Raw genomic sequence first — 12,523 nt, forward strand, 5'->3', positions numbered from 1 at the left:
ACGATCCTGCGGCATCCGGGAGGTACACATGGAAGGTCTCGAGGTCACGGTCCTGCTCGGGCTGACGATTCTCGCGGGAGCGCTGCTGGCACCCCGCATCCGGCTCGCGCTGCCTCTGGTGCTGGTCATCTTCGGACTCGCGCTCGGCTTCGTCCCCGCGCTCCGCGAGGTGCAGCTGCCCCCGGAGACGGTGCTGCTGCTGTTCCTCCCGGTGATGCTGTTCTGGGAGAGCCTGACCACGTCTCTGCGCGCGATCCGCCGCGATTTCCGCTACATCCTGCCGATGAGCACGCTACTGGTCGTCGCGTCGGCCTTCGCGGTCGCGGGCATCGGCGTGCTGTTCGGGATGCCGTGGGAGATCGCCCTCATCCTCGGAGCCGCCGTCGCGCCGCCGGATGCCACCGCTGTGGCCGCTCTCGGGCGACTGCTGCCCCGGCGCATGTTCATGAAGCTGAAGGCGGAGAGCCTCACCAACGACGGCACCGCCCTGGTCCTCTACGCGATCGCGGTGTCACTGGCCGTCGGCGGCCAGATCACGCCCTGGTCGGTCACCTGGACCGTGCTGGTCTCGTACATCGGCGGCATCGCGGCCGGCACCGTGATCGCCGCGCTGGGCTACCTGCTGCTCAGCCGTGTCTCGTCGACGATGGTGATCAACGTCACGCTCCTGCTGATCCCGTTCAGCGCGTTCCTGCTCGCCGAGATCGTGCATGCCTCCGGCGTGCTGGCGGTCGTCGTGGCCGGACTCATCGTGGCCTACGTCTCGCCCCGTGTCACCACCGCATCCTCGCGGCGGCAGACCGATGCGGCGTGGCCGTTCGGGGTCTTCCTGCTCAACGGCGCGCTGTTCGTGCTGATCGGCCTCGAGGTCCAGTACGTCGTGCACGAGATCTCGGCGGCCGCGATCGGACGTCTGGTGCTGGTGACACTGGCGGTGTGGGCGACCCTCCTCGTCGTCCGCTACATGTTCCAGCTGCTCAGCGTGCCGTTCCAGCGGTCCTCCGCGCCCGCGCCGCCGCGAGGCGTGCGCTCCCGTGCGCGCCTCGTCTCCACCGTCGCCGGAATGCGCGGCGCGGTGTCTCTCGCGATCGCCCTGTCGGTGCCCGCGACGATCGCCGACGGGCCGGATGCCGCGGGGCGCGACGAGGTCGTGTTCGTCACCGCCGGTGTCATCCTGCTCAGCCTGCTCGTGCAGGGACCGCTCCTGCCCGCCCTCGTGCGGTGGGCGCGCGTTCCGGTCGATCACGCCGACGACGAGGAGTACGAGCTGGCCGAACGCGCCATCTCCGGCGCGGCGCTCGCCGCGCTCGACGACCTCGCCGCCGAACACGGCATCGGTCAGGAGGTGCGCGATCGGGTGCGGACCGAGGGCTACATGATGCTCGAGTTCGCGAACGCGAGGGCCCTTGCCCGTGAGCAGGCGATCGTCGACGCGGAAGCGGATGCGCTCGACGAGATGCTCGACGAGCCCGATCCGCTCGCTACGGGCGGCGCGATCGAGGAGAACCTCGGCAGCGGTGCGTCCCTGCCCTCGACGTCGGACAGCGGCGACGGGAACACCCTCCAGATGATCGCCACCTCGGCCGATGTCGACGTGATGCAGCGGTCGCCGCTGATCCGTCACGAGGAGCACACGCGCCTGAAGCTCGCCATGCTCGACCGCAAGCGCGAGGTGCTGCTCGGCCTGCGCCGCTCCGGCACCGTGGATGATCTGGTCGTGCGCAGGATCTCGGCGCGCCTCGACCTCGAACAGGTGCGGCTGCAGGGGATCGAAGAGTTCGACTGAGCGCACGCCGCCACCGGTTTTCCGGGCTGTGACGCTGTGTGACGGCTCGATTCCGCGCCTGCGCCCGAGCCTGTCTAACGTATTCGAGTCCCTGAGAGAGGAACCCGCATCACTATGTCCCGCCGTACCACGTCCATCATCGCCGCGCTCGCCGCGGTCCCGCTCTTCGTCGCCCTCGCAGGCTGCGCCACGGCATCGCCCGAGGCCGGCTCCGGCAGCGGAGAATCGACCACGCCCGAGGTCGTCAAGATCGGCGTCGTCAACAAGGGCGACGACCAGTGGGCGCCGTTCGTCGACGCCGCTGCGGAAGAGGGCATCACGGTCGAGCTCGTCGACTTCGGCTCGTACGAGCAGCCCAACCCGGCGCTGACCGAGGGCGAGATCGACCTCAACCAGTTCCAGCACATCGCCTACCTCGCGGACTACAACGTGAACGCGGGTGCCGACCTCACCCCGATCGGCTCCACCGCGATCTACCCGCTCGGTCTGTACTCGACCAAGTACGACGACGTCGACAGCATCCCCGAGGGCGAGACCGTCGCCGTCCCCGACGACGCGACGAACCAGGCTCGTGGCCTCCTCGTGCTGCAGACGGCCGGTCTGATCGAGCTCAAGAGCGGCGGGTCGATCTTCTCCGACCTCGCGGACGTCGACACCGCGAAGTCCAAGGTGAAGGTCACCGCGCTCGAGGCGGCCCTGATCCCGACGTCGCTGCCCGATGTCGCTGCCGCGATCATCAACAACGACTTCATCGAAGACGCCGGTCTCACTTCCGATGACGCCATCGCGCAGGATGACCCGGAGGACCCGAACGCCCTGCCGTACGTCAACATCTTCGCGGCTCGCGCCGAGGACGCCGACAACCCCACCTACCTGAAGCTCGTCGAGATCTTCCAGACCAACGAGGCCGTCCAGGCCGGGCTGCTCGCGTCTTCGGGTGACACTGCGGTGTCGCTGCAGACGCCGGTCGCCGACCTGGTCGCCTCGCTGAAGAAGGTCCAGGAGGACACCGAAGCACAGAAGTGAGCGCAGGCGGGAGGAATCCCGCCTGATGCGAGAGAATCGGGTGGCGCGTCGCGCGTCACCCGATTCGTCTTTCCCCCGAGATCCAGACCGGAGCAGCACATGCCGATCGTGAGCCTGACGAACGTGTCGAAGGCCTACCCGTCCCGCACGCCGGGTGACGGCGAGGTCGTCGCCGTCGACGACGTGACCCTCTCGATCGAGAAGGGCGACGTCTTCGGCATCATCGGCTACTCCGGCGCCGGCAAGTCCACGCTCGTGCGCCTGATCAACGCCCTCGAGCCGGCGACCAGCGGCACGATCCTGGTCGACGGCGTCGACATCACCGCGCTCCGCGAGAGCGAGCTGCGCAAGGTCCGCGGCGGCATCGGCATGATCTTCCAGCAGTTCAACCTCTTCTCCTCGCGGAACGTGCGGGCGAACATCGCCTACCCGCTCACGCTCGCGGGGTGGAAGAAGCCCGACATCGAGGCGCGCGTCACCGAGCTGCTCTCGTTCGTCGGGCTCTCCGACAAAGCCAAGGCGTACCCTGAGCAGCTCTCCGGCGGGCAGAAGCAGCGCGTCGGCATCGCCCGGGCGCTCGCGACGGGGCCGGCGATCCTGCTCGCGGATGAGGCCACCAGCGCGCTGGACCCGCAGACCACGCACGAGGTGCTCGATCTGCTCAAGCGCGTCAACGAGGAGCAGGGCATCACGATCGTCGTGATCACCCACGAGATGGACGTGATCCAGACCATCGCCACCAAGGTCGCGGTGATGGAGCGCGGCCGGGTGATCGAGCAGGGCGACGTCTTCGACGTGTTCTCCGCCCCGCAGAATCCCGCGTCGCAGCGGTTCGTCGGCACCGTCGTCAAGGGCGTGCCCTCGCCTGCCGAGCTGTCCGTCCTGCGCGAGCGGCACCAGGGCCGCCTCGTCACGTTCTCGTTCCGCGACGGCGACTCGTCGCAGGCGCAGGTCTTCCTCGATCTCGCCTCCGCCGGGCTCGACTTCGAGCTGGTCTACGGCGGGATCAACGACATCCGCGGACGGGCGTTCGGCCATCTCACCCTGGCGATCCGGGGCGAGAGCGCGGCGATCGACAGGGCCCTCGCGGCCATCGGGGAACGCGTCCAGGTGACCGAGATCGCGCAAGAGGAGGCCCGCTGATGGATCGTCTGATCGAACTCTGGCCCGAGTTCTGGGCGGCGGCGCTCGAGACCCTGTACATGACCTCCTTCGCTCTTGTGCTCGGCGGCATCCTCGGTCTCGTGATCGGTGTGATCCTCTACGTGACCCGCCCCGGTGGACTGGCGCAGAACGTCGTCGTCTCGGCGATCGCGAACCTCATCGTCAACTTCTTCCGGCCGATCCCGTTCGTGATCTTCATGGCCGTCGCCCAGCCGCTGGCGCGGGCCGTGATCGGCGTCGGCATCGGCACGACGGCCGGTGCGTTCATCATCGGACTCGCCGCGGCGTTCGCGATCGGACGCATCGTCGAGCAGCACCTCGTGTCGGTCTCACCGGGCGTCATCGAGGCCGCGCGCGCCATGGGCGCGGGCCCGTGGCGCATCCTGTTCACGGTGGCGATCCCCGAGTCGCTGGGACCGCTCATCCTCGGCTACACGTTCATCGTGGTGGCGTTGATCGACATGACGGCCATGGCCGGCCTCGTGGGTGGTGGTGGCCTCGGTGCCTTCGCCCAGATCTACGGCTTCCGCAAGTTCGAGCCGGTCGTGATGTGGGCGGCGATCATCCTGATCGTGGTGTTCGTGCACTTCATGCAGCTGCTCGGCACGCGCCTCGCCCGCAAGGTCATGCGCCGCTGACGGGAGCGTCCTGCAGGGAGCGCGTGGTGGTGAACACGCGCTCCTCTCCGCTGATCGGGTCGACGAAGCGCAGCTCCCGCGCGAGGAGCTGCAGGGGCCGGTCGTGGTCGTCGGGGAGCTCTCCCCGCAGCCTCGGGTAGAACGGGTCGTTCAGGATGCCGATGCCGAGCGCGGCCAGATGCACGCGCAGCTGGTGCATCTTGCCGGTGTGCGGACGCAGCAGCGTGTGCACGACCCGGTCGTCGCTGCCGATCAGCTCGATCAGCGTCTCGGCGTTCGGCTCGCGGACGTCATCGACCTGCACGAGCAGCTCGCCGCGATCCTTGCGGATGTGGTTCCGGTACACGAGCGGGAACGACTGCCCGCGCAGCATCGGGGCCGCGGGATCCCAGCCCTCGGGCACGGCCGACACCGCTTCGTAGACCTTCTCCACCTGACGGTTCTGGAGCATCAGCTGGTAGGGACCACGGCTCTGCGGTCGCGTCGAGAACATCAACAGCCCGGCGGTGGCGCGGTCGAGCCGGTGCACCGGCGCCAGGTCCGGGATGTCGAGCAGGTTGCGCAGACGCACGAGCGCCGAGTTCTGCAGGTATTTGCCGCCCGGGGTGGTCGGCAGGAAATGCGGCTTGTCGACCACCAGCAGATCGTCGTCCTGATACAGCACCTCGACCGCGAACGGGATCTCGGTCTCGACCGGGGGCTTGCGGTAGTACCAGATGAACTCCTCGGCACCCAAGGGGGTGTCCCTGGCGAGCGGGCGACCGTCTCGGGCGACGATCTCCCCGAGGTCGAACCGCTCGTACACCTGCTCAGGTTCGAGGTGGAAGAAGCGCTCGATCATGTAGTCGGCGACCGTCGGCCACTCGCCGCTCATCGGCAGGTGCAGTCGGGTGGCACCCACGCCGTCGCGCATCGGCAGCGGGGAGAGCATGGCCATCAGCGGTCGCCGTTCACGCGTCGAAGCTCAGGCTGAGCTTGCGCAGCAGCCCGGCGAGCCGATCGCGGTCTCCGCGCGACAGCGCCTGCAGCAGGTCGGCTTCGACGTCGACCAGGCGGGTGATCGCGGCATCCACGCGGATGCGCCCGTCGTCGGTCAGGATCACCAACACGCTGCGTCCGTCACCCGGATCGGCCTCGCGGCGCACGAAGCGGCGACCGACGAGGCGGTCGATCCGGTTGGTCATGGTGCCGCTGGAGACGAGCGTCTGCTGCAGCAGCTGCTTGGGGGAGAGCTGGAAGGGAGCTCCGGCGCGGCGCAGCGCCGACAGCACGTCCCATTCCCACGGCTCGAGATCGCTGCGACGGAAGACATCGCGGCGGGCGCGATCCAGGTGTCGCGACAGGCGGTCCATGCGGGACAGCACCTCGAGGGGGGAGAAGTCGAGGTCGGGCCGTTGCGTGTTCCACGCGCCGACGATCCGATCGACCTCGTCCGTTGCGCTCATCCCTCCATTATCGCGCGCGCTCGCCCCGTGGCTCGCCGCCGGTGCCCTCCAGTGACAGCGTCATGAACGTGCTGTGCGGATCGGGGAGGTAGCCGCCGAACGGCGCGCACTCCACGAACCCGGCGCGTGCGTACAGCGCGCGGGCCGGCAGGAAGAAGTCCTGGCTGCCCGTCTCGAGCGAGATCCGGCGGATGCCGCGGGCGGCGGCATCCGCCTGCAGGAACGAGAGCATCGCCGTCGCGAGCCCTCGCCCGCGCTGCGCGGGATCCGTGCGCATCGACTTGAGCTCCTCGTGCTGCTCGTCGATCGTCGCGAGCGCGCCGGTCGCGATCGGATGCCCGTCCTCCACCACGGCGAAGAGTCGCACGCCCGGCGCCAGCAGACCCGTGAGCGGCAGCGCGTGCTGGCTCTCCGGCGGCGCTGTGCCGTCCATGTCCCGGTGGTGGGCGAGCAGGAATGCCGCGAGCTCGGGGGTGGCGGTCTCGATGCGTTCGATCACGATGTTCACGGAGAAATCATCGCGGGGTCGTGTTTCGCGCGGATGACGACCCGCGCGCTCGTTTCGCCGGTGCGCCGGGTCGGAGAGCCCGGGCGTGGCAGAATTGACCCGTGGCGTCCCTCGCGGACGGCACGGTCCGCCGTGGTGTAATGGCAGCACGACAGCCTTTGGAGCTGTTAGGTCTAGGTTCGAGTCCTGGCGGCGGAGCATGACAGAGAACAATCTCGCCATCATCATCCTCGCAGCGGGCCAAGGCACTCGCATGAAGTCCCGCCTGCCGAAGGTGCTCCACGCGATCGGCGGACGCCCGCTGGTCGGGCACGTCCTCACCACCGCCGCCGTGCTGCAGGCCGACCACATCGAGGTCGTGGTGCGTCATGAGCGCGACCAGGTCGTCGCCGCCCTGAGCAAGGACTATCCGGACGCGATCTTCATCGATCAGGATGACGTCCCCGGCACCGGTCGCGCCGTGCAGGTCGCGATCGACGCGCTCCCGGCGGATTTCGACGGTGACGTGCTCGTGCTCTCGGGCGATGTCCCGCTCCTCGAGGCGAGCACGCTCCAGGCGCTCGTCGCCGGGCACCGGGCCGCTGCTGCCGCCGCCACGCTGCTGAGCGCCCTGGTCGATGACCCGAGCGGATACGGCCGCGTGATCCGCGACGCCGACGGCACCGTGCAGCGGATCGTCGAGCAGAAGGATGCCACGGCCGAAGAGGCCGCGGTCACCGAGATCAACGCCGGCGTCTACGTGTTCCGCGCGCCGGAGCTGCGCACCTACCTCGCGCAGGTCGGACAGGACAACGCCCAGGGCGAGATGTACCTCACGACCGTGATCGAGCTGCTCCGCGGTGCCGAGCAGCGTGTCGCCGCCGAGATCGCGCTCGACACCGCCTCGACCTTCGGGATCAACGACCGCGTCCAGCTCGCCGAGGCCGGCCGTGTGCTCAACGACCGCATCGTGCGCAAGTGGCAGCGCGAGGGCGTCACCGTCATCGACCCGGCGACCACCTGGATCGATGACGACGCGACGCTGGCCCCCGACGTCACGATCCTCCCGAACACCCACATCCTGCGCGCCACGATCGTCGGTGCCGGGGCGATCATCGGACCGGACACCACCCTCGTCACGTGCGAGGTCGGCGAGGATGCGAGCGTCCGTCGCACCGACGCCACGCTGTCCGTGATCGGCGCGGGGGCCACGGTCGGTCCGTTCTCGTACCTGCGTGCCGGCACGGTGCTGGGGGCGAACGGCAAGATCGGCGCCTACGTCGAGACGAAGAACTCCGAGATCGGCGAGGGCAGCAAGGTCCCGCATCTCTCCTACGTCGGAGACGCGACGATCGGCCGCGGCGTCAACCTCGGCGCGAGCACCATCACCGCCAACTACGACGATGTGAACAAGCACCGCACGGTGATCGAGGATGAGGTTCACACCGGCTCGCACACGGTGCTCGTCGCGCCCGTTAGGCTGGGAGCTGGCGCGAAGACCGGCGCCGGTGCCGTCGTCCGCAAGGACGTCCCCGCCGGAGCTCTGGCCATGACCGTCGCGCCTCAGCGCAACATCGATGGCTGGGTCGAGAAGAACAGGGCAGGCACGGGTGCGGCGGACGCCGCAGCCCGGGAACGATCGGCGGAATAGGCGAACATGGCGCGCAAGAAGAAGACGGTCGAACTGGATCGCGACAACGGGATCGCTCCGGGTCTGGTCGCCAAGACCAAGAAGCGGCTGGTGGTCGCCGGAGGCCGCTCGCATCCGCAGCTGCTCGCCGATGTCGCCGCATCGCTCGGCACCGAGATCGCTCCGACCGAGCACCGCACGTTCGCGTCGGGTGAGATCTACGCGCGCTTCGAGGTCTCGATCCGTGGCTGCGACCTCTTCCTGATCCAGACGTTCGGTGAGCCGGTCAACGAGTGGCTCATGGAGACCCTGATCATGATCGATGCCGCCAAGCGCGCATCGGCCAAGCGCATCACCGTCGTCGCGCCCTACTATCCGTATTCGCGTCAGGACAAGAAGGGTCGCGGTCGCGAGCCGATCAGCGCCCGCCTCGTCGCCGACCTGCTGAAGACCGCAGGCGCCGACCGCGTCATGAGCGTGGACCTGCACGCCGCGCAGATCCAGGGCTTCTTCGACGGCCCCGTCGACCACCTGTTCGCCAAGCCCGTGCTGCTGGACTACTTCAAGCGCACGCTGAGCCCGGCGGACCGCGAGATCCTCACGGTCGTCTCCCCGGACATGGGCCGCGTCCGCGTGGCCGACACCTGGTCGGACAGTCTCGGTGCGCCCCTCGCCATCATCCACAAGCGTCGTGACCCGAAGGTCGCCAACCAGGTCTCGGTGCACGAGATCGTGGGAACGGTCGAAGGCCGCACCTGTCTGCTCGTCGACGACATGATCGACACCGGTGGCACGATCGTCAAGGCCGCGCAGGCCCTCAAGGCGGCGGGCGCCCACCGCGTCATCGTCGCGGCGACCCACGCGATCTTCAGCGACCCGGCATCCGAGCGCCTGCAGGACTCGTCCATCGACGAGGTCGTCATCACCGACACCATCCCGCTGACCGAGTCCCGCCGCTGGGACGGCCTCACGATCCTTCCGATCGCCCCGCTGCTCGCGCGCGCGATCCATGAGGTCTTCGAAGACGGTTCCGTCACGAGCATGTTCGGCGGCGACGCCTAGCACGCGCATCGTCCTCCCACAGCCCGCGCATAGGCCGGCTGCCTACGGTCGATTCACAGGCATACAGTTGTCTCTCATCGAGCCGGGAGGACCATCATGATCCGCACGACCGTACCGACCTCTGTCCGCAAGGGTTCCGCCCTCGTCGGAATCGCAGGGCTCTTCGTCTTGGCAGGCTGCTCCGGCACCCCGGCCGCAGAGGACACCTCGAACTCCGGCGACAGCAGCGCCGCGCCCTCCAGCTCCAGCACCGGTTCCGACAGCGCCTCGGGCACCTACGCCGACGGCACGTACACCGCAGACGGCTCCTACCAGACGCCCGAGACGGTCGAGAAGATCTCGGTGACGCTCACGCTCGCCGACGGCGTGGTGACCGACGTCGAGGTGACCGGCGACCCGCAGGCGCGCGAGACCGAGCAGTACCAGGGCGCGTTCATCGACGGCATCGCCGCAGAGGTCGAGGGCAAGTCGATCGACGAGCTGAACGTCAGCCGCGTGGCCGGGTCCTCGCTCACCAGCGGCGGCTTCAACGACGCCGTGGAGTCCATCAAGGAGCAGGCGTCCGCCTGACCCGGTGACCGGCGTCCCCTCATGGCGATCTGGCAGTTCGACGCGATCGGCACCCGCTGGGAGATCGAGACGGCCCAGGAGCTGACGGCGCATTCCCGCTCCGTGGTCTCCGCCGAGATCGAGCGGTTCGACCGCGAGTGGTCTCGCTTCCGCGCAGACTCCGATGTGACCCGGCTGGGGTCCGAGGGCGGAGAACTCGCCTCGGCCGATGCCGGCGACATGCTCGACGCCTATCGCGAGCTCTCGCGTGCCACGCACGGCGCGGTCAACCCGCTGGTGGCACGGAGTCTCGACGCGCTCGGCTACGACGCGGGCTACTCGCTGACGGCAGGAGCGCCGCGACCGGCACCCGAGGCATGGCAGGAGCGGATCAGCTGGACCGATCGCACGGTCCGAGCCTCCGCTCCTGCTCTCCTCGACGTCGGAGCCCTCGGGAAAGGGCGACTGGTCGACCTCGTGCTGGCCGCGCTGGCACCCGTCGCCGGCCCTGTGGTCGTCGATGCCGGCGGTGACATGCGGGCGCGCGGCGCGGCCACGCGCGTCGCGCTGGAGCATCCCTACGATGCGACCAAGGCGATCGGGGTGGTCACCATCACCGACGGCGCATTGTGCGCATCGGCCGTCAACCGACGTGCCTGGGGCGATGGCCTGCATCACGTGCTCGACGCGCGGACCGGGATACCCATGCGCACATGGGCGGCGACCTGGGCGCTCGCGACGGACGCGATGACAGCGGATGCCGTCGCCACCGCCCTGTTCTTCGACGGCGGACCCGAGCTCGCCTCGGAGTGGGGAGCGGAGTGGGTGCGCATGAGCACGGACGGGCGCGTCCAGCGCTCGCCCGGCTGCGATGCCGAACTGTTCCTCACGGGCGTCACGAACGCCCCTGCACCCCCGAACTAGGGAAGAGTGGACCACGTGATCACCTCATTCACCGCCGCCCGACAGCGGGTCCTCGCACTGCTGGGCGCTCTGTCGATGTACCGTCTGGTGCTGTTCGCCCTGGTCGCGCTGGCCGTGATCGCCTTCCTGCTCTCGCTCGCGGGGGTGATCGTCTCGCCCACGCCTCTCGAGATGCTCGCGTCGTTCGTCGTGCTCGCGGTGGTCATCTCCGGGGTGGACGCCGCGGCGCAGCGCATCATCCGACTTCCCTGGCGCATCGAGTCGTCGCTGGTCACGGCACTCATCCTGCTGTTCGTCCTGCGCCCGGGACTCGAGCTCACCACACTGCTGGGGCTCGCCGTCGCCGGCGCCCTCGCGAGCCTGTCGAAGTACCTGATCGCCTGGCGTGGCCGGCACATCCTGAACCCGGCGGCGTTCGGAGCCGCAGTCGTCTCCATCGTGGGATCGTTCGGCGCCTTCGAGTGGTTGGGCACATCCGCGTCCTGGTGGGTCGGCACGCCGTCGCTCGCCCTCCCCGTGGCGCTGCTCGGGCTCGCCGTGCTGTGGCGCACCGAGAAGGTGAGGGTGGTGCTGCTCTTCCTCGTGGTCGCCCTCGTGACCTCTCTCGTGCGGCAGATCGTGCAGGCGCAGCAGTTCGACGTCGCGTTCGACTTCGCGACCGCGCTGCAGTTCGCGCTGCTGCAGTCGCCGTTCCTGTTCCTCGGCGCCTTCATGCTCTCCGAGCCGCTGACACTGCCGCCGCGGCGGTGGCAGCAGTTCTCGGTCGCCGTGCTCGTCGGGCTGCTGGCCGGATGGCCGATCTCCGTCGCGGGACTGTTCACGCTCGGGCAGGAACGCGCGCTGCTGATCGGCAACCTGTTGGCGTTCGCGTTCGCACTCCGCGGTTCGGTGCGGCTGGTTCTCGAACGCCGGGCCTTCATCACCCCCACTGCGCAGGAGCTCACCTTCCGCGCGAAGGGCAAGCTGGCGTTCCTCCCCGGGCAGTACCTCGAACTGGATGTGCCGCACCACCGGCCCGATGCCCGCGGCACCCGTCGCGAGTTCAGCATCGTGTCGGCGCCGGCGGACCTGCCCACACTGCGCATCGCCTACAAGAACGGCGATCAGAAGCATCCGTCCAGCTACAAGCGGGCACTCGCCGAGGCTGAGCCCGGCGCGGTGCTCGCGGTCACGGGTACCTGGGGCGACTTCATCCTGCCTCGCGGCGACACACCGGTGCTCATGCTCGCCGCCGGGATCGGCGTGACCCCGTTCGTCTCGCAGCTGCGGCAGCTGCAGGCGACGGGGGAGCGGCGTGACGTGGTGCTGGTGTACGTCGCGGCCGAGGCGGCGGAGCTCGCCTTCCGCGACGAGCTCGCGGCGACCGGTGTGCGCACGATCGTGTTCACGAAGGACGAACCCGCCGATCTGCCCGCGCACTGGACCTGGGCGCACGGCGCCCGTCTGGATGCCGAGGGCCTCGAGCGCGCGGTGGGAGATCTCGCTGCCCGCCACGCCTTCATCTCGGGCCCGCCGCGTCTGATCGCCGACCTCGCACCGGCGCTGCAGAAGGCCCACAGCCTCACCACCGACGCCTTCGCCGGCTACTGAGGCGGGCGCGGGGCGGCTCCGCGCGGGGCGGCTCCGCCTGCCGCGGCGCCAGTGCCTGCCTGCTGCCGCACGATGCACGCGATACGCTCGCTCGACGCGAAGGAGATCTCGCGGAATGAAGGACGGATCCTCCGCATTCCTCCTTCATTCCGCGCGATCTCCTGCATTCCGCGAGATCTCCTGCATTCTGCGAGATCTCCTGCATTCCGCGCGAGCTCCGGA

Annotated in this window: 12 protein-coding genes and 1 tRNA gene; 10 read left to right on the plus strand and 3 right to left on the minus strand. The window is 69.1% G+C overall.

Going from position 1 to position 12,523, the window contains the following annotated elements; translation table 11 throughout:
• Positions 1 to 28: 28 nt before the first annotated feature.
• The 4 genes from FB560_RS04445 (at position 29) to FB560_RS04460 (ending at position 4,614) form a co-directional block, all read left to right on the plus strand.
• A complete protein-coding gene (locus tag FB560_RS04445; protein ID WP_141871251.1) occupies positions 29 to 1,786 on the plus strand; it encodes a Na+/H+ antiporter in 1,758 nt (585 codons plus the stop codon).
• 114 nt (positions 1,787 to 1,900) lie between these two features.
• Complete coding sequence (locus tag FB560_RS04450; protein WP_141871252.1) at positions 1,901 to 2,812, plus strand: MetQ/NlpA family ABC transporter substrate-binding protein; 912 nt, start codon at positions 1,901 to 1,903, stop codon at positions 2,810 to 2,812.
• Positions 2,813 to 2,911: 99 nt separating this feature from the next.
• Entirely contained in the window at positions 2,912 to 3,955 is a 1,044-nt protein-coding gene (locus tag FB560_RS04455) for a methionine ABC transporter ATP-binding protein (protein WP_141871253.1), read from the plus strand.
• Positions 3,955 to 4,614, plus strand: coding sequence for a methionine ABC transporter permease (locus FB560_RS04460; RefSeq protein WP_141871254.1), 660 nt, complete (start codon positions 3,955 to 3,957; stop codon positions 4,612 to 4,614). Before FB560_RS04455 ends, FB560_RS04460 begins: the two co-directional genes overlap by 1 nt.
• On the opposite strand, the gene FB560_RS04465 is transcribed toward FB560_RS04460, so the two are convergent.
• Genes FB560_RS04465 through FB560_RS04475 form a run of 3 tightly spaced genes read right to left on the minus strand, consistent with a single transcriptional unit; the run spans position 4,601 to position 6,567 of the window.
• Positions 4,601 to 5,545 carry a pseudouridine synthase gene (locus tag FB560_RS04465; protein ID WP_211349977.1) on the minus strand — a complete coding sequence of 315 codons (945 nt, stop codon included), beginning with the start codon at positions 5,543 to 5,545 and terminating at the stop codon, positions 4,601 to 4,603. The genes FB560_RS04460 and FB560_RS04465 overlap by 14 nt on opposite strands.
• 19 nt (positions 5,546 to 5,564) lie before the next feature.
• Entirely contained in the window at positions 5,565 to 6,059 is a 495-nt protein-coding gene (locus FB560_RS04470) for a MarR family winged helix-turn-helix transcriptional regulator (RefSeq protein ID WP_141871256.1), read from the minus strand.
• A gap of 7 nt (positions 6,060 to 6,066) precedes the next feature.
• The gene (locus tag FB560_RS04475) at positions 6,067 to 6,567 is read right to left on the minus strand and encodes a GNAT family N-acetyltransferase (RefSeq protein WP_229673266.1); all 501 of its coding nucleotides are present in this window, start codon (positions 6,565 to 6,567) and stop codon (positions 6,067 to 6,069) included.
• Positions 6,568 to 6,693: 126 nt separating this feature from the next.
• Between FB560_RS04475 and FB560_RS04480 the strand changes: the two genes are divergently transcribed.
• From FB560_RS04480 to FB560_RS04505, 6 genes are all read left to right on the plus strand, one after another.
• Positions 6,694 to 6,765, plus strand: a tRNA-Gln gene (locus tag FB560_RS04480).
• 1 nt (position 6,766) lies between these two features.
• Positions 6,767 to 8,197: a bifunctional UDP-N-acetylglucosamine diphosphorylase/glucosamine-1-phosphate N-acetyltransferase GlmU gene (gene glmU / locus FB560_RS04485; protein WP_141871257.1), complete on the plus strand. Its 1,431-nt coding sequence runs from the start codon at positions 6,767 to 6,769 to the stop codon at positions 8,195 to 8,197.
• A 6-nt stretch (positions 8,198 to 8,203) separates the two neighbouring features.
• The gene (locus tag FB560_RS04490; RefSeq protein ID WP_141871258.1) at positions 8,204 to 9,238 is read left to right on the plus strand and encodes a ribose-phosphate diphosphokinase; all 1,035 of its coding nucleotides are present in this window, start codon (positions 8,204 to 8,206) and stop codon (positions 9,236 to 9,238) included.
• A 96-nt stretch (positions 9,239 to 9,334) separates the two neighbouring features.
• Positions 9,335 to 9,808 carry an FMN-binding protein gene (locus FB560_RS04495; protein ID WP_141871259.1) on the plus strand — a complete coding sequence of 158 codons (474 nt, stop codon included), beginning with the start codon at positions 9,335 to 9,337 and terminating at the stop codon, positions 9,806 to 9,808.
• Positions 9,809 to 9,829: 21 nt separating this feature from the next.
• On the plus strand, positions 9,830 to 10,711 hold the full coding sequence (locus tag FB560_RS04500) for an FAD:protein FMN transferase (protein WP_141871260.1): 882 nt from the start codon (positions 9,830 to 9,832) through the stop codon (positions 10,709 to 10,711).
• Between the two features lie 15 nt (positions 10,712 to 10,726).
• Positions 10,727 to 12,301 (plus strand): FAD-dependent oxidoreductase, encoded by a 1,575-nt coding sequence (locus FB560_RS04505; protein ID WP_141871261.1) that lies wholly within the window; start codon positions 10,727 to 10,729, stop codon positions 12,299 to 12,301.
• Positions 12,302 to 12,523 lie beyond the last annotated feature (222 nt).

This window comes from Microbacterium saperdae (assembly GCF_006716345.1).
In the GTDB taxonomy this organism is placed as follows: Bacteria; Actinomycetota; Actinomycetes; order Actinomycetales; family Microbacteriaceae; genus Microbacterium; species Microbacterium saperdae.

Coding starts and splice junctions, on each gene's coding strand:
- FB560_RS04445 (WP_141871251.1), top strand. CDS start 29: ATGGAAGGTCTCGAGGTCACGGTCCTGCTCGGGCTGACGATTCTCGCG.
- FB560_RS04450 (WP_141871252.1), top strand. CDS start 1,901: ATGTCCCGCCGTACCACGTCCATCATCGCCGCGCTCGCCGCGGTCCCG.
- FB560_RS04455 (WP_141871253.1), top strand. CDS start 2,912: ATGCCGATCGTGAGCCTGACGAACGTGTCGAAGGCCTACCCGTCCCGC.
- FB560_RS04460 (WP_141871254.1), top strand. CDS start 3,955: ATGGATCGTCTGATCGAACTCTGGCCCGAGTTCTGGGCGGCGGCGCTC.
- FB560_RS04465 (WP_211349977.1), bottom strand. CDS start 5,545: ATGCTCTCCCCGCTGCCGATGCGCGACGGCGTGGGTGCCACCCGACTG.
- FB560_RS04470 (WP_141871256.1), bottom strand. CDS start 6,059: ATGAGCGCAACGGACGAGGTCGATCGGATCGTCGGCGCGTGGAACACG.
- glmU (WP_141871257.1), top strand. CDS start 6,767: ATGACAGAGAACAATCTCGCCATCATCATCCTCGCAGCGGGCCAAGGC.
- FB560_RS04490 (WP_141871258.1), top strand. CDS start 8,204: ATGGCGCGCAAGAAGAAGACGGTCGAACTGGATCGCGACAACGGGATC.
- FB560_RS04495 (WP_141871259.1), top strand. CDS start 9,335: ATGATCCGCACGACCGTACCGACCTCTGTCCGCAAGGGTTCCGCCCTC.
- FB560_RS04500 (WP_141871260.1), top strand. CDS start 9,830: ATGGCGATCTGGCAGTTCGACGCGATCGGCACCCGCTGGGAGATCGAG.